The organism is Nesterenkonia sandarakina (assembly GCF_003003175.1).
Classification (GTDB): Bacteria; Actinomycetota; Actinomycetes; order Actinomycetales; family Micrococcaceae; genus Nesterenkonia; species Nesterenkonia sandarakina_A.
This window is the reverse complement of record NZ_PVTY01000027.1, coordinates 1-16,639: the sequence shown is the minus strand read 5'-3', so window position 1 is coordinate 16,639 and position 16,639 is coordinate 1. Positions and strand designations below refer to the sequence as shown.

The window sequence follows — 16,639 nt, the reverse complement described above, 5'->3', positions numbered from 1 at the left end:
ACGACCCGTTGCCGCAACGCTAACTCGTCGAGCTTCCGTGGTTTCGGTCGCCGAGCTCGTGCCCAGGTTTGTTCTTGAGCGATCGAGGGCAGATACCGGTGATTCAGGCGGTTTCTTGCGAGCTCACGGCTGATCGTTGACGGAGCCCGCCCCACCCTGGCAGCGATGCTTCGCACCCCGTGACCCGATGCGAAGTGGAAAGCGATCTCTTCTCGTTCCCGTAAAGACAACGAGCCAGCGCGTGATTTCAAGGACTCTAGATGCGGTGAGGGCAGCACTTGCCGATCATCCTTCAGCCACCGGTACGCGGTCGGTCGCGACACCCCTGCTGTTCTTGCGGCGGCTGCGACCGGTAAGCCTTCCCGGAGTCCTTCCCAGAACGCTAAACGGACATTCGCTGGCGACCATGGTCGACCCATTCACAACACCCCACCGAATTCAGGGTGTTGCGCTCACCATCTGAACTCGCCTTCGTGCACTCATCGTCAGTTGCGAGACACCTGCACGAAGCAGCGATAGAGAACTTTCGACTGGGGATGCCTTGACGGGCGCTAAGGAGGATGGCGCTCCGAGCCCGGCGCTGAGATCGCATGGTTACGCCAGGAACGCGCAAACCCCGCGGCCGGAGCGTGAGGGAGCACTATTTCCGGACGCGGGGTCTACTGAATCACTCGCACCTTCAAGAGGTAGTCAAGACACTAGAGAGCCTTCTTGGACAAGCAGTGTTCATGGCCTGGGAGCTCCCTGAAGCTAGCAAGCGGGCAGCACTGGGCTGCGAGAAGGATGCGCACGGTAGAGGATCCCTCAGCGTGCGCGTTCTGATTGGGAACGCACGGATGTGGGCGCGCTCTGACCAGAACTCATACTTCCACCGGACTCAATGCGGTGTATCAGTGGCACGATAGAGGGGTGACGTTCCTTCCTTGCAGCGACCTAACGGCCGCAGAGTGGATCGCGACTAGTGACGAACACTGGTGGAAACTGGTCACGATGGGCCCTGCCGGGTTCCCGGCATATGCCCGCCTGCGATTCATCCCTGATCCCACCTACGAGGGTCAGTCCGAGAACGAGGTGGGGCGCCCCAGTGGCATCCTGTCCGACATGGAGCAACTCCGCGTCGCAGCGGGCTCGCTGCTGCGCCACACGGGCTCGCCTTCCGAGGGGTATCTGCTGATCTGGGATGGGTGGGGCGAGGATTCGTTCCCTGACCTTGTCCTTCGTGCACCTCGTGTGGTTGTCCCTGGTCGTGAGTACTACCTGTGCAGGGTTTCTCTGTCCGACTTCGTCTCCGGAACGATCGAAGACTCTTGGCAAGCCAAGACTGATCGCGCCATGCCGCCTCCCGCGTTCATCTGGCCGAAGGACCGAGCCTGGTGCATCACCCAAGACGTCGATCCCCACTGGGCCAGCATCGGAGCTGAGCAGGCGATGATCGACCCGTTGCTTACCGAACCACGTCTGGACGTCGTCCGGGTCGAGGCTAACCAGAAGTTGCCCTTCTACTTCTGAAGCCAGCGAACCGATGAGTCACGGGGACGGTGCGTCGTTAGAGGATGGGCTTACGGGCCTTTAGTCGGGCAGGGTATACGGGCAACTGAGTCCCCACACTTGCGCCACGTATCCACTTAGGGGCCAGGGCCTCCAAGCGAGGACCGGACCAGCACAACCGGAAACGCCAACCCGGAAGGACTTCAAAAGCCCTACTGATAACCACTCGGCACCTGTTTGGCTGATCCAGAAGACGCGTGGGCTGTCCGCTCCAGTCCCACTGCATAAATTTGCTCCCGCCCCGGTCGTTACCTCAACGTGACATTTGTTATCGATCTGTTATAACTTCGTAGTCGCGCCTGCGACCGATGTCCGAAGTCGCAGCGCCTCCAGTCAGATTCTTCTCCTGCCGCTGACCGGAGCTGTTCCGCAGAAACTACCGCAAGGCAGGGTGCGGGGCATCGCGGTCGATCGAGACCTGAAGAACGTGAGCTTCCCGGCTCGCGCTTCACTTAGGCGGCCCCGCAACTACAGGGAGAGGTTTCCAGAGAAGTGACAGACATGACTTTCGTCTCACGCCGTGACCGGCGCCGCCAGGCCAAGCCCTCATTGGCAAAGGCCGTGGCATCCAACGCCGGCACCGTCGGACGAGGTGCGGCAGCCGCCGTCGCCGCATCCGGCCTCGTGCTCTCCTCAGGAGTTGCCGCGAACGCCGGCACCGACATCAGCACCCCCGAGGTCACCACCTTGGACGTGACCGCATCCGGTCTCAGCGTGGAGCGCGCCAGCACCACCTCCGCAGTGGCCGTGACCGCATCCAGCGACGTCGAGCTCTCGTTCGACCGTCCGGTGGTCACCTCCACCCCCGCACCGGAGCCTGCTCCAGTGGTGGAAGCCGCACCGGCACCAGAGCCCGCACCTGAGCCGGAGCCGGAGCCAGCACCTGAGCCCACCCCAGTGGTGGAAGAGGTGGAAGAGGCCGTCACCGCCTCCATGCCGATGCCAACCGAGCCGGAAGCTCCTGCGCAGCAGACTGATCCCGCACCGCAGGAGCAGCAGTCCAGCACCGGAAACACCGGTTGGTCCAACACCGGCCAGCAGGGTGGAAACACCGGGCAGGCTCAGAGCAGCACCGGCCAGCGGACTTCGCAAGCCAACACCGGCCAGCAGTCGCAGGGCAACACCCAGGTCGCCTCAACCTCCCCCGCACAGGAAGAGGCCCCGGCCGCTTCCAGCGGCGGCAACGGCTCGATCGTGGGCGCCGCCTATGCAGGTCTCGGCAACCCCTACGTCCTCGGTGGCACTTCACCGTCTTCGGGTTGGGACTGCTCCGGCTTCATCAACTGGGCCTACAACCAGGCCGGCGAATCGCTGCCGCGCACCACTTACGGCATGATGGCCTCAATGCGCCAGGTCTCCTCGCCCTCCCCGGGCGACATCGTCATCCAGAACGGTGGCAGCCACGCCGCCATTTACGTGGGCAACGGCCAGCTCATCGGCGCCAATAACCCCCGCGTGGGCACCATCCAGTACCCGCTGAACTCCCCGTACTGGACCAACACCATGTACCTCAGCGCGAACTGACGCTTCCGCCGCCTCGGCGGTGCAGTAGAAACCTCGGCCGTAGGGCGCGATCCTCACAGGGATCGCGCCCTGCGGCTACCAGGTTCACGAACTTGGAGTGAGTGAATGAGACCAGCAAGGTCTCCGTGCTGATGGTCTTCGCCTCGCTCTGGCGCGCCCGGTTCAACCGGGGCCCTCTCGAGGTGTTGTTGCGGGCGCCCGAGCTTCGACGCCCCACCCCCTGATCAAGTCTCTCCGGCCTGATCCGGTCTGGCCTGCGAAGAAGAGCCTTGTACTTGATGAAGGTTCGTTGAAGATCGCCTGTCCCCGGCATGGGTGAGACACCTCGCGAGGTTGACTCTCCTGAACCCGAAAACCGCCTGACACCGGAGGATCTCATGACGACGAAGACTTTCACCGCGACTCTGGGAGCATTCGCTCTCGCGGCAGCACTGACCGGCTGCGGAACATCCGATGAAGAGCCCAGCGAGTCTGCCCCTGACACTACACAGAGCACAGAAGAGGTCTCGGAGCAGCACAACGAGGCAGACGTCGAGTACATCTCCGGGATGGTCATGCATCACGCCCAGGCCGTGGAGATGTCAGAGATTGTGCTGGAGAAAGACGACATCGAGACCGAAGTCTCGACCCTTGCCGAAGACATCAGAGAGGCCCAGGGCCCTGAGATCGAGCAGATGGAATCCTGGCTTGAAGCCTGGGGTGAAGAGGGCACCAGTGAGGGCGACATGGAAGGCATGGACCACGGCGACGGGGACATGGAGGGCATGTCGGACATGGAAGGCATGATGAGCGAGGATGACCTCAGTGAGCTGGAGAGCGCCACCGGCACTGAAGCATCCAGGTTGTTCCTGGAGCAGATGATCGCCCACCATGAAGGTGCGGTGTCCTCCGCCGAAGATCACCTGGAGAACGGGGAGAACCCCGAGGCCCTGGAGCTCTCGGAGACCATCATCTCGGACCAGCAGGCCGAGATCGACGAGATGGAAACCATGCTCGAAGAACTCTGACCAACCGAAGAAGAGAGGGCCCTGCCGGGATGTAGCTGCATACCGGCAGGGCCCTCTCTTTGTCGGGTTCTTCTCGGCTCGCGTCAGGCCAGCTGTTCGACGGTGTTTCCACCATCCACGGTGCGCAGCACAGTGGAGTCCACGACTAACAGCGCTTCCACTGAACCGTCTTCGGTGAGGCCAGCGCCGAGGGCCACGACCTCGCCCACCGGCTCCTCACTGGCACTCCAGCTCTGCCCGGAGTCGCGGCTGGTGAACAGTCGCCCATCAGTAGCGGACCCGACGATCGTGGTCTCATCAGCCCAGGCCACACGCGAGATCAACCCCGGGGCCTCAATGGTCTCCCAGCTGGCGCCATCGGTGGAGAGCAGCAGCCCGGATTCGGTGGCTGCGGCGATCTCCCCCGTCCCTGGCGCCATGGCAAGGGCTGCCGGTGGGGCCGGGATCGCCAGCGTCTCCCAGTTTTCACCGTCTGTGCTGACGCGCAGCTCTCCGTCGAAGCCGACGATACGATCAGCGCCAGCGGTCAGGGCGTGGAAGTCTGATTCCCCGCCTCGAGAGAGTACATTCCAGCTCTCTCCCTGATCGGTGGATTCGATCAGCCCGACAGGTTCCGGCAGGTCTGATCCAGCTCCTGGGTGGCCTGAAGCCAGGTAGCGACCGCCTGAGGCGAGTGTGAATCCCATCAGATCAACAGTGGGACCCACCGAGACCAGCTCACCCTCTAGGACGCGGAACAGACCGAAGTGGGTAGCCAGCACCACCACTCCGTCGGAGGGATCACGGACGATGCCGTGGACATGACCGACCGCATCGTCGTCCTGGGAATCTGCACCGTCCTGGGGTCCTGAGCCGGCGTCGGTCCCCTCCGAGGAATCAGGTCCGGCGCAAGCTGTGACAGCACCGGCCCCAAGCAGGCCGAGTCCTCCTGTGAGCAGGAGCCTTCGGGTCAAGGTCGTCATACAGCCTTTCCTGTTCATACCGCGGATTTGCCGAGCAGATCGACCCCCAATTCTACCGGCGGTCCTGCCGGTGACAGGCCCGGGTTGCCTGAAGATTCAATGAAGCTGGGTACGAAAACCCGCTCTTGCCATATACCCCCCTGGGGTATATATATGGGGTAAGAGAAACCCGTGCGTACGAGTCGATTCAAGGAGACTGAGATGACTACCGAATCCCGCCCGACCCTGCCGATGGCCTCCACCGGCTGCAGCTGCTGCGCCCCGTCCACCACTGACGACCGAGAAGTTTCAGCACCTCCCACTGCGGAGCTCTCGACCAGGACCGTCTCCTACGGTGTGGAAGGCATGACCTGCGGACACTGTGTCGGCACGGTCATCGAAGCCATCAGGTCGCTGGAAGGAGTCGAAGATGTGCGCATCGATCTGCAGGCCGGCGGTGTTTCTACTGCAACCGTGACCGGTTCACCGACTTCTGCGGCCGTGCGCATTGCGATCGAGGATGCTGGTTACTCCCTGGCCAGGTCCTGAGCACCGAGTCCTGGGCGCTGAATTCTGGACGCTGAGTTCTGAGCCCTCATCGGGCCACCCCGCACTAAATCTCCCGCAGCCCCTTGACCTCCTGACTCTCCCATCCTCCTGATTCCCCGGGCTCAGTGGAAGGAACACTATGAGCATCTCGCACCCCCACGGCGACCATGTTGACGCCGAGACCCACGGACAGACCATGCCCGACGATCACGCCCATTCGGCCCTTGACGAGGACCATCAGAAACACAGTCACGGAGAACATGCCGGGCACTCCACGGCGATGTTCAAGAACAAGTTCTGGGTCTCCCTGGTGCTCTCGATCCCGGTGGTCATCTTCAGCCCCATGGTGGGACACCTGCTCGGCTATGACCTCCCCGAGTTCCCAGGCGCTACCTGGATTGCCCCAGTTCTGGGCACCGTGATCTTCTTCTACGGCGGGACCCCCTTCCTCAAGGGCGGGCTCACTGAGGTGAAGTCCCGCCAACCTGGCATGATGCTGCTCATCGCCATGGCCATCACCGTGGCGTTCATCGCGTCCTGGGTCACCACCCTGGGAATCGGGGACTTCAACCTCGACTTCTGGTGGGAACTGGCCCTGCTGGTGGTCATCATGCTGCTGGGGCACTGGATGGAGATGCGCGCCCTGGGCGCAGCCTCCTCCGCCCTGGACGCTTTGGCTGAACTTCTGCCCGATGAGGCAGAAAAAATTGTCGATGACGAGACCACCACCGTTTCCATCGCCGAATTGGCCGTCGATGACATCGTGTTGGTTCGCTCCGGAGCCAGGGTTCCAGCCGATGGGACGATCACCGAGGGTGCGGCCGCATTCGACGAGTCCATGATCACCGGAGAGTCCCAGGCGGTCTCCCGCGAGGTCGGCGACACCGTGGTCGCGGGCACGGTAGCCACCGACAGCGCTGTGCGCGTCCGAGTCGGGGCCGTCGGAGAAGACACCACTCTGGCTGGTATCCAGCGGATGGTCGCCGATGCCCAGGCATCCTCCTCCCGGGCCCAGGCCTTGGCAGACCGCGCCGCCGCCCTGTTGTTCTGGTTCGCACTGGCCGCAGGAATCCTCACTGCCATTGCCTGGACCATCCTCGGCAACCCCGATGACGCGGTGGTGCGCACGGTCACCGTGTTGGTCATCGCCTGCCCCCACGCCCTGGGGCTCGCCATCCCGCTGGTCACCGCCATCTCCACCGAACGGGCAGCCCGCTCCGGAGTGCTGATCAAAGACCGGCTGGCGCTGGAACGGATGCGCACCATCGACGTCGTGCTCTTCGACAAGACCGGGACACTCACCGAGGGCGCTCATGCCGTGACCGGCACCATTGCAGCTGCCGGGACCAGCGAGGGGCGCCTGTTGGCCTACGCCGCGGCGGCGGAGGCCGACAGTGAGCACCCGGTGGCTCGAGCGATTGTCACCGCCGCCGGGGATCATGCGGAAGCCAAAGATCTAGGTCTGCGTGGGACCGGGTTTAGCTCCACCTCCGGCCGCGGTGTCACAGCCACCGTCGACGGCACGGAGATCACCGTCGGCGGGCCCAACATGCTCCGGGAGCAGAACGTGGCCATCCCCTCCGAGGTCGCTGAGCACACCCAGGCCTGGACTGAACGTGGTGCTGGTGTCCTTCATGTTCTCGCCGACGGCGAGGTCATCGGGGCACTGGCACTGGAGGACAAGGTCAGGCCCGAATCTCGGGCCGCTGTGGCGGCCCTTCAGGCCCGTGGGGTGAAGGTCGCCATGATCACCGGGGACGCGAACCAGGTCGCCCAGGCCGTAGGTGCTGAGCTGGGTATCGATGAAGTCTTCGCCGAGGTCTTGCCCCAGGACAAGGACACCAAGGTCGCCCAGCTGCAGGAACGCGGCAACACCGTGGCCATGGTCGGAGACGGTGTCAACGATGCCCCCGCCCTGGCCCGGGCTGAGGTTGGCATCGCCATCGGCGGCGGCACCGATGTAGCCATGGAATCCGCCGGAGTCGTCCTTGCCAGCAACGACCCTCGAGCGGTGCTCTCCATGATCGAGCTCTCCCGGGCCAGCTACACCAAGATGGTCCAGAACCTCGTATGGGCTGCTGGTTACAACGTCGTGGCAGTTCCCCTGGCGGCTGGGGTGCTCGCACCCGTCGGGTTTGTGCTCTCCCCCGCCGTTGGTGCGGTGCTGATGTCGGTGTCGACCATTGTGGTGGCGCTCAACGCCCAACTCCTGCGACGCATCGACCTCAACCCTGCACACCTGGCCGCCACCGAGGCGCGTGACGAAAGCGCCTCAGATCCACAGCCGCGCGCAGCGGTCTCCGCCCCCGCTTCCTGAGGTCGACCATCACCCAGTCGACTCCGCTAGAGAGCCGGCACGGAGAGGCTGGGACATCTTTACCGCAACCGACAGCATTTCTGGATATGGATGCTCCAAGGCGCCGCCTGTCAGATAGCGGGAGCGTGGGTGGGCGACCGATCCCGGGACGAGCTTGTGCCTCTGGCCCGGGCCGGTCTGCCTCGGTGCGCTGGCGGGTCTACCCCAGTGCACTGAGGAGTTCGTCGCATGCCGCCTCGCAGCTCCGACAAGCCTCTGCGCACAAGCGGCAGTGCTCGTGCATCTCGGCGTGTTCCTCGCATTCCTGGGCACAGGCTCGGCATGCCTCTCGGCAGGCCTGCAACATCGTACGGACCACGTCTTTGTTCTGCCCGGTGAGACGAGTCAGGATCCGACCAGTTGTCAGGCAAATATCGGCACAATCTTGGTCTGTGCTGATGCACGTCACCAAGTCACCAGCCATCGGTTCACTGAGACAAGCATCAGCGCACGCCGTGCAGGTCTGGGAACATTCAAAACACGCTGCAATACACGCCGCGAGCTTCTCCTGATCGATTCCGAGATCTCCCTTGGGATGAGCCTGAAGCATGGACCTCACGTGAGACATGATGTTCCTCTCGTCGCTGTGGGGCGCTTGCCATGAACCTCGGCCGGCACGGCGCCAGTGGATATGAGGCTACTGCTGCTACCCGCGTTTTTGAACCCGCGCAGGTCCTGCAAATGACATGGCCAACGACTGAACCAGCTCTCCCCGAGTGTCCGCACGTCTGTTCCGAGGAAGATCCACTCCGGGGTCGAGGACAAGGCGCCGACCGCGCAACGGTAACGGCTTACGCAGATGCCGGGTTAAGGATGTCCGTGGGGCGGGGCTCACCGTCCGCACAAGTCTCTGCAGTTGGGCCGAATGTCGGGTGTTACGTCCTGCCCAGGTCTTCCTGTGGTGCGCCGTAGAACCGACCCAGCGCGCTTGATCGGCTCACCCTGGGCGCCCATCACGACGAGCGCCCAGACAGTTTCAACCGGCATGCCCACTATCGCTGGCGAAGTGTTCGAGAATCTCGCGGTTTGAATCCCCTTGGACAGATAATCGGGTGGCGAGGTGCTGTGCTACATCATCCAGCGCTGATTGAAACAGCTCTCCGTCGAGCCGGGTTTCTTCGACGGGCGAATTTCGTGCGGTTGCGCTATTCAACTCGAGGTAGCCTTTCGTCCGGTCCCTGGAGAAGGTCCCGGACACTCGCTTTCAGTCTGGGACATGGGAGAGCTGGGGACTCGTGGTAGTCGGGAACTGGACGGCTTCTGTCTCTTCGGCGGTGGGGACTGAGCCTGCTTCGATGTCCTCGATCAGCTAGCAGTCCGTCAACGCAGCTGTTCACTCTCCTGCTCGTCGTTGTCGGAGTCCTCCCTCCGACGTCGGACGATGACCCATTGGGCCAGGATGATGAGCGCCGCCACCACGGCTGTGACCACCAACGTGAACGGGTCCGAGGACCCCCTGAGGATCAGGAACGGCACGAGCACCGCGACGTCGAGCACGATGGCCACCCACGGGATCCAGACCTTCGCTTTCACCTCTTCCTTGAGATGGCGGAGGATGCCGTAGTGGATCGCAATGTCCATGCAGAGATAAAGGATGGCCCCCAGCGCGGCGATCTGGGAGAGGTCGAACAGCGCCGCCATCACGATCGCCAGCCCGGCGGTGATGAGCAACGACTGGTGTTCGCGCCTGCCGGGCAACCCCGGCACCTGGCCCATATCGCGGAGCATGTCGTAGAGCTTGGAGACTGCAAACAGGCTCGCGATCAGTCCCGATACGGTGGCCACCACTGCGACGACCACGGTGAGCCCCACGCCCCACGCCCCGAACAGTGGTTCTGCCGCTTCGGCCAGCGCGTAGTCGCGTGCCTCGATGATCTGCGGCACGCTGAGGCTGCCGGTGACGGCGACGGTGATGAGCAGGTAGAGCACTGTGCACAGTGAGATCGAGATGACGATCGACCGGCCGAGATTGCGCTTCGGGTCTTTCAGGTCACCGCCCTGATTGGTGATGGTGGTGAAGCCCTTGTAAGCCAGGATGCACAGGGTGACCCCGGCGAGGAAGCCCAACCACCCCTGATCCGGTGTTGCACTCTCTGGGGAGACCAGCCGTCCCAGGGAGGACACGCCTGCGGCGAACAGTCCCGCGATCGCCAGCACCGCAATGCCGATGATCTTGATTGCCGCGGTGACGGACGCGGAGCGTTCCACCCAGCGGTTGCCCACGACGTTTACCAGCGCCGCTCCCACTATGGCCAGGACTGCCAGGACTGGGACCCACAGCAAGGAGTCCTGCATCTCGAAGGGCCGCAACGCGTAGTTACCGAATGTACGGCCTAACAGGGACTGCGCCAGAACCATCGAGACATACATGAACAGTGAGAATGAACCAGCGATGACTCCAGGACCGTAGGCCGCCTTGAGTAGCATCGCGATCCCGCCCGAGGAGGGGTTCGCCATGGAATACCTGATGTAGGAGTAGGAGCTGAACCCCACGACGACGGCGCCGGCCAGGAAGGCCCAGGGGACCCAACCGCCGGCCAGCTCCGCCACCTGACCGATCAGCGCGAATATCCCCGCGCCGATCATCACCCCTGTTCCCAGGGCGACGGACCCCGTCAGGGACAGCTGCTGCCCGCCTTGCTGCTGCCTGTCCGTCTGGTGTTCGTGCGCCTCGTCGTGAGTCATGCTTCTCCTATGTGGTCCGGCGCGGTGTTCCGCGGTGTCAGCTGACCTCGATGGTGCCCATCATGCCGAGGTCCTCGTGGTCGAGGATGTGGCAGTGGTAGACGGTGCGGCCGCCGAAGTCCTCGAAGGCCACTCGGACCGTCACCTCCCCGAAGGCCGGGATGTTGACCACGTCCTGCCACCGCGGTCCGGAGACGTCGCGGGCATCTTCGCTCATGACCTGCATGGGCCACACGTGTAGGTGCATCGGGTGATCCATGGGACTGGAGTTGGTCAGGGTCCACTCCTCCACGGTGCCCACCTGGGCCCGCTGGTCAGTCCGCTCGGCGTCGAACTCGCGCCCGTCGATCGTGAAGGACATCATCCCCCCGGGACCGCCCATTCCTCCCATCCCACCCATCCCCATGTCCATGGCGAAGTCAATGGTGCGTCGGGCGCCGACCGGCTCATCGCGCAGATCCCGCAGGGCCGTGCCCGCGGGCACGGGCCCGGGCTCCCCGGCCGGATCCCCGGTGACCTCGAGGATGAGCAGGTCGATCGGCTCGTCGTCGCCGGGGCCGTCTCCGGGTGTGTCCCCGCCCATCATGCCGCCCATGCTCCCGCGGTCCACCGGGGCGGTGCGAAGCGTGGAGGTCCCCTCGCGGGTGTCCACCAGCAGCTCCACGCGGTTGCCGGGGGCCAGCGTCACCTCGGTTATCTCCACCGGCTCGGGCATCCGACCGACATCTCGGCCCAGCACTCGTAGCCCCTGCCCGTCCAGGGTCAGGTGCAGATACCGGGAAGGGCAGGCGTTGACGACCCGCCACAGCTCCCGCTCCCCCGGTGCCGCGGCGGCCTCAGGACGGACCTGGCCGTTGACCAGCACGGTCTCACCCTCCCGGCCCATCATCCGCTGCGGCGGGGAGACCTCGGTGAGGTTGCCGGAGCCGTCCAAGGTGATGTCTGAGACGACCAGGACGCGCTCCCGGGCCACGGGGACAGGATCCGGATCCTCGACGACGATGGCCCCGTAGAGCCCTGCCGCGATCTGGTCGGCCACGTGCCCATGCCTGTGCGGGTGGTACCAGTAGGTGCCGGGAGCGTGGTCCTGTGGCAGGACGTACTCATAGTCGAAGGACTCACCAGGTTCGATGCTCACGAAGGGGTTGTCCCCGTTGCCCTCGGGGGACACGTGCAAACCGTGCACGTGCAGGTTCGTCGGGGCCTCCAGGCCGTTGGTCATCGCCACCCGGAGGGTGTCCCCGCCCCGGACCCGCAGGGTGGGTCCGGGCAGCGAGGAGTTGAAGGCCTGCACGCTCGCCTCACGCGCCCCGATCCGCACTCGGGTGGGGGCGGCCTCCAGGGCCAGGTCCAGGACCCCGTCCCGGCTGGTCAGCACCTCGGGCTGCAGCAGCGCCCTATCGCCGCCGAGGGTCTCACCGCCGCGGCTGCTGGTCCACCACAGCCCGCCCGCGCCCACGGCCGCGGCACCGGCCCCGACCGCACCCAGGGCCAGCAGCTGCCGTCGCGTCAGCGGGCTCACCGGTCACCATCCTCCAGGGTCCGCAATCGTTCGTTGTACTCCTCCGTGCTGATCTCCCCGCGCGCGTAGCGCTCCTCGAGGATCTGTCGGGACCGGCGCGGGAGCGCCCCCGTCGCCGGAGCGGAGCCACCCTGTCGGCTCCCGTCGGTGGAACCGCCGGTGAAGGCCTTCACAAGCACGACCACCAGCACCACCGTTCCCACGATCAGCAGGATCCAGAAGAGCCACATCCAGCCCATTCCCGCTCCCATTCCGGTGTCCCACATCATCACGGTCCTCCTTCGTCGATCGACTCATCGCCCTCTGCCGGACGCGGCACGCATGTGATGACACCGCGCGATGGGGCGAGCAAATATCCTCTGACAGTTCTTGGAACATCCGCTCCATCTCGACCGAACTTTCTCGTGGCGACCTCCGGAGGCGGCCGCACTGTGAGCTCCCCTTTTTACTGCTTTGTGATGTCAGTCCTAATGGTGGCACCCTTTGCCGCTGACCCCTGGAGTCTTCATCAAATCTTGAGGATCCTGCGACCTGCGCTCTAAGTGCAGCAGACACTCTGGAACCAGTACCATCCCGGCACTCCGGGACCACAGCGACGACCATTGGGCGCAGGCTTCACGCTCCCTTACGGGACGGAAAGGAAGGGGCACAAGACATGAGTAGAACATCAGGAAGTGGAGCGGGGGCCACCGAGAATGCTTCTGTACGGTCTACGACCCGGTTGGTGGGCATCGATGCGGCACGCGGGCTGGCTCTGGTGGGGCTCATGGCCATCCATCTGTTGCCGGCGTGGAATGAGGAGACCGGGGAGGCCAGCTGGTCCTGGCGGCTGTTTTCCGGGGACTCGGCGGCGTTGTTCGCGCTGCTGGCCGGGGTGGGTCTTGCGCTGACTTCCGGCGGCCGGAACCCGCATCAGGGTAGGAGGATGGCAGCCGATCGGGTGGGGCTCGTCGTGCGGGCACTGCTGATCGCAGTCGTTGGTCTGTGGATCGGAACTCTGATGCCGCAAGACCCTCCGGCCTACAGCATCTTGGTCTACTACGGGATGTTCTTTCTTCTGGCGATCCCGTTCCTGCACATGGGCCCGAAGGCGCTCTTCGCCTCGGCGGCGGTGTTTGGGATCGTGTCCCCTGTGCTCATGCAGAATCTTGCTAGCGAACTGCCTGCGTGGAGCTCGTATAACCCCACGTTCATCGACATGGTGACCGAGCCCGGGGCGATCGCTTCTCAGCTGCTGCTCACCGGTACCTACCCGGCGCTGCCTTACATGGCGTATCTGCTGGTCGGTCTGGGGCTGGGTCGACTGAATCTGCGGGAGACCGCGTTGCAGGTCCGGGTGTTGGTCGTGGGAGTGGGGCTGACGATCTTCGCGTACTTCACGTCATCCATCCTGCTTTACGCCTTCGGTGGGTACCAGCGGCTGCTGAGTGCTTCCGGGATGAGTGAGTACGAGCTAGATCAGGTCCTGACCTGGGGCCCGGACTCGTTGCCGGCCTCGACCGGGTGGTGGTTGGCGATCACCACACCACACACCAACACTCCGTTGGCGATCATGGCCAGCCTCGGGGTGAGCCTGACCGTGCTGGGAGTGTTCCTACTGATTGCTCCCAAGGTCGGCAAATGGTTGTTGCCTCTCTCCGCGATGGGCGCGATGACCTTCACCCTGTACACCGCCCACCTGGTGGCCCTCTCGGCCGAGGTCCACTACAGCCAGCCCTACCTGTGGTTCCTGATCCACCTGGTCGCGGCAGCCCTATTTGCGGTGGTGTGGCAACGGTCGCTGGGGCAGGGGCCGTTGGAGAAGGTGGTCAGCACCAGCGCGAAGGGCACTCGACGGTTGGTGTCCGGAGCTGAAGGTCAATCTCGAAACGTCGCCGGTGGTCGGGGCAGCCAGACCTGAGCCCCCGCGTCTGCAACACGGAGGACACCCTGCTCCGGCACATGCGTCCCAGTGGCGGGGCGGCCCGTGAGACGCGTGAAGGGTGCCCCGATTTACTGCGGGGCTGGGGTGCGGGGAATCCGGATGTGGAAACTGGCTCCGTGACCGAGCCCGTCGCTGGTCGCCTCCAGGGTTCCGCCTTGGGCTTCGACCAGGGATTTGCTGATCGCCAGCCCCAGCCCTGAGCCTGCGCGGTGGGCTTCACGGCCAGTCTCGACGCGGTAGAAGCGCGCGAAGACATTCTGAAGGTTCTCAGGGCTGATGCCTTCCCCGGTGTCGGTGACGGTGATGGTGACCGCGTCTGGTGTGTTTTCGGTGTGCACGGTGATGGCACCTCCGGGCGGTGTGTGGCCCAAAGCGTTCTCCAGCAGATTGCCCAGCACCTGACCCATGCGTTCCGGATCCAACGGCACTGGTGTTGAAAGCGGGCCGGCGCTGCTGGCTGCCACCGTGATGTTCTTGTCCGCTGCGGCGGGCTCGATGGCCGCGACCGCCTGAGCGGCCAACGCACCCGGGTCCTGGAGGGTGAGCTGCAGCTTGGCCGTGGCCTCCTCGTCGGCGGTGAGCTGCCGGATATCACGAGCGAGGCGTTCCATGCGGGCGATCTGCGCGTTGAAGATCCCGATCGTCCGGGCATCCCACTCCACGACCCCGTCTTCGATCCCCTCCAGATGGCCCTTGAGGCTGGCCAAGGGGGTGCGCATCTCATGGGCCAGATCGGCCAATAGTTGACGCCGAGTGTTGTCTACGGCGGCGAGTCTGGTAGCCATGTCGTTGAAGGAAGTCGCTAGAGAGTCGAACTCCGGGCCCAGCTTCGTGGAGGTGACGTCGACCTCGTAGTTGCCAGCAGCAACTTCCTTGGCGGCGGTGCTGAAGGAGGACAGGGAACGGCCGATGGTGCGGTAGAGGTAGAAGCTGAGCAGCCCGGCGATGAACAAGGCTGGCAGCCCGCCGATGACCAGAGCGGTCAGAATCACCGAGCGGAAGGCATCTTCGAGGTGGACCAGCCCGGTGGCTTCATAGGCGTGACCGGCCTCGACAAGTTCGTGGTAGAACATGGAGGGCCCCACGAGCACAGCGGTGGCCACCACGATGATCAACCCGATCACCAGCACTGCGGTCTGGGCCAGCATCAGCCGGACCGTCAGCGGGCCCCATGACCACACGCGGTCGTTTTGAATGGAGCTCATCGGCCAGTGCCCATCCGGTACCCGACCCCACGGATGGTGTGGATGAACCTTGGGTCAGAGGCATCATCGCTGAGCTTCTTCCGGATGCGTCCGATGTGGACATCTACTAGATGATCCTCCCCGGTCCAAGCGGTGTCCCAGACCAGCTCCACCAGCTGAGCCCGGGATAACACCTGGTGCGGGTGAGTAGCTAGAGACACCAGCAGATCAAACTCGATCCGGGTCAGCGCCACCGGTTCGCCTCCCAGCTGCACTCTGCGGGCTGCCTCATCAACCACCAAGTCCTCGATCACGAGCTTCTGACCTGGAGCATCCGGCGCGGTGAGTGCTTCCGTGTCGTGGGTGCGGGCTCTGCGCAGCATGGCCTGGACCCGGGCGACGAGCTCCCGGGGGCTGAAGGGCTTGGTCACGTAGTCGTCAGCCCCTACCGAGAGCCCGATGATCTTGTCGATCTCATCATCCCGGGCGGTGAGCATCAGCACGTGGCAGTCCGAAATGGTGCGCACCTGCCGACACACCTCGATCCCGTCGATGCCGGGCAGTCCCAGATCTAACACCACCACGTCCGGGTCGAAGTCGCGCACCGCGGCGACCGCTTCGGTGCCGTCATGGCGCACCGCGACATCCAATCCTGCTTTGTGCAGATACCCCTCTATCAGCCGGGCCAGATCGACTTCGTCGTCGACCACGAGGATCCGACCGGTCTGTGCTGGGTTCATCGGTGCTCCTTGATCGAGGTGGGACCACGCGTTCGGCCTGGGACCTGACGCGGGCCGTGCCCGGACAACTCCGCCGTGGCTCTCACTTCCCAGCGATGGTAATTAGCATGGTCACACCCGGGGGGTCGTCTAATCGGCAATCCTTCCAAGCTTCGTCAGCACTGCCCACTGGCTTCCCATATCCCGTTCACGACCCGCCACAACCACCGCTAGAACCCGCAGCATGTCTACATACCGTAAACCTGAACCGCTCAGGGTTAGCTTGTTCTCGTGCACACGTCGGCGCCCGTAAGCCGGTCGCTCACCGTGCACTCCCCCACCCCAAAACCAGCCCGTACAAACTCTGGGTGTGATTTTCGTAGATAAATGGCGGCGATTTTTCGGAGTTAAATGGCGCACGGGTCGTCGCCTGAGTGATCAGCAGGGGCCACGGAACCTACGTCGGTGCCGCCTATAGGGGGCCTCTGCTGGAACTTCCGCAGCGGGGTGGTTCTTGGGTGCGGGCAGCGGAGGCTGAGGAACCAGGCGAGGGAGGAGCCGGACCTAGGTGACCGTGCCGACGACCGCGACCAGGGCGAGGGTGGCCATCATCAGCGGCACCGCCAACGCCTCCGTTAGCTCCATCACCCGCCGGGCGGCGGCGAAGCGTGTTGCCAGGT

At 64.2% G+C, this 16,639-nt stretch carries 15 protein-coding genes; 7 read left to right on the top strand and 8 right to left on the bottom strand.

The window, feature by feature from the left end; genetic code table 11:
• Positions 1-419: helix-turn-helix domain-containing protein (locus BCL67_RS16030; protein ID WP_219886539.1), on the bottom strand; the 419-nt coding region annotated here is incomplete at its 3' end.
• A 490-nt stretch (positions 420-909) separates the two neighbouring features.
• Between BCL67_RS16030 and BCL67_RS14150 the strand changes: the two genes are divergently transcribed.
• The 4 genes from BCL67_RS14150 to BCL67_RS14140 all read left to right on the top strand — a co-directional run bounded on the left by BCL67_RS14150 (position 910) and on the right by BCL67_RS14140 (position 4,079).
• Positions 910-1,509: a hypothetical protein gene (locus BCL67_RS14150; protein ID WP_106124056.1), complete on the top strand. Its 600-nt coding sequence runs from the start codon at positions 910-912 to the stop codon at positions 1,507-1,509.
• Positions 1,510-2,049: 540 nt separating this feature from the next.
• Complete coding sequence (locus tag BCL67_RS15870) at positions 2,050-3,072, top strand: C40 family peptidase (protein ID WP_258175101.1); 1,023 nt, start codon at positions 2,050-2,052, stop codon at positions 3,070-3,072.
• Between the two features lie 101 nt (positions 3,073-3,173).
• Complete coding sequence (locus BCL67_RS15270) at positions 3,174-3,296, top strand: DUF418 domain-containing protein (protein ID WP_146131189.1); 123 nt, start codon at positions 3,174-3,176, stop codon at positions 3,294-3,296.
• A 153-nt stretch (positions 3,297-3,449) separates the two neighbouring features.
• Complete coding sequence (locus BCL67_RS14140; protein ID WP_106124055.1) at positions 3,450-4,079, top strand: DUF305 domain-containing protein; 630 nt, start codon at positions 3,450-3,452, stop codon at positions 4,077-4,079.
• Positions 4,080-4,162: 83 nt separating this feature from the next.
• Here the strand turns inward: BCL67_RS14140 and BCL67_RS14135 are convergent, their stop codons facing one another.
• Entirely contained in the window at positions 4,163-5,041 is an 879-nt protein-coding gene (locus BCL67_RS14135) for a F510_1955 family glycosylhydrolase (protein ID WP_106124054.1), read from the bottom strand.
• 201 nt (positions 5,042-5,242) lie between these two features.
• Here BCL67_RS14135 and BCL67_RS14130 point away from each other — a divergent pair, with 201 nt between their 5' ends.
• Together BCL67_RS14130 and BCL67_RS14125 are read left to right on the top strand one after the other, a co-directional pair.
• Complete coding sequence (locus tag BCL67_RS14130) at positions 5,243-5,569, top strand: heavy-metal-associated domain-containing protein (RefSeq protein WP_106124053.1); 327 nt, start codon at positions 5,243-5,245, stop codon at positions 5,567-5,569.
• A gap of 139 nt (positions 5,570-5,708) precedes the next feature.
• Complete coding sequence (locus BCL67_RS14125; RefSeq protein WP_106124052.1) at positions 5,709-7,886, top strand: copper-translocating P-type ATPase; 2,178 nt, start codon at positions 5,709-5,711, stop codon at positions 7,884-7,886.
• A 199-nt stretch (positions 7,887-8,085) separates the two neighbouring features.
• Here the strand turns inward: BCL67_RS14125 and BCL67_RS14120 are convergent, their stop codons facing one another.
• The 4 genes from BCL67_RS14120 to BCL67_RS14105 form a co-directional block, all read right to left on the bottom strand.
• Complete coding sequence (locus tag BCL67_RS14120; protein WP_181256037.1) at positions 8,086-8,493, bottom strand: four-helix bundle copper-binding protein; 408 nt, start codon at positions 8,491-8,493, stop codon at positions 8,086-8,088.
• Between the two features lie 752 nt (positions 8,494-9,245).
• The gene (locus BCL67_RS14115) at positions 9,246-10,610 is read right to left on the bottom strand and encodes an APC family permease (RefSeq protein WP_058889629.1); all 1,365 of its coding nucleotides are present in this window, start codon (positions 10,608-10,610) and stop codon (positions 9,246-9,248) included.
• 37 nt (positions 10,611-10,647) lie between these two features.
• Entirely contained in the window at positions 10,648-12,132 is a 1,485-nt protein-coding gene (locus BCL67_RS14110; RefSeq protein ID WP_106124050.1) for a multicopper oxidase family protein, read from the bottom strand.
• Positions 12,129-12,401, bottom strand: a complete 273-nt coding sequence (locus tag BCL67_RS14105) for an SHOCT domain-containing protein (RefSeq protein ID WP_106124049.1) — start codon at positions 12,399-12,401, stop codon at positions 12,129-12,131. Before BCL67_RS14105 ends, BCL67_RS14110 begins: the two co-directional genes overlap by 4 nt.
• A 455-nt stretch (positions 12,402-12,856) precedes the next feature.
• Between BCL67_RS14105 and BCL67_RS14100 the strand changes: the two genes are divergently transcribed.
• Positions 12,857-14,032 carry a heparan-alpha-glucosaminide N-acetyltransferase domain-containing protein gene (locus BCL67_RS14100; RefSeq protein ID WP_232301831.1) on the top strand — a complete coding sequence of 392 codons (1,176 nt, stop codon included), beginning with the start codon at positions 12,857-12,859 and terminating at the stop codon, positions 14,030-14,032.
• Between the two features lie 92 nt (positions 14,033-14,124).
• On the opposite strand, the gene BCL67_RS14095 is transcribed toward BCL67_RS14100, so the two are convergent.
• Both BCL67_RS14095 and BCL67_RS14090 read right to left on the bottom strand, forming a co-directional pair.
• Entirely contained in the window at positions 14,125-15,261 is a 1,137-nt protein-coding gene (locus BCL67_RS14095) for a sensor histidine kinase (RefSeq protein ID WP_058889633.1), read from the bottom strand.
• On the bottom strand, positions 15,258-15,980 hold the full coding sequence (locus BCL67_RS14090; protein ID WP_058889634.1) for a response regulator transcription factor: 723 nt from the start codon (positions 15,978-15,980) through the stop codon (positions 15,258-15,260). Before BCL67_RS14090 ends, BCL67_RS14095 begins: the two co-directional genes overlap by 4 nt.
• Positions 15,981-16,639: the final 659 nt, after the last annotated feature.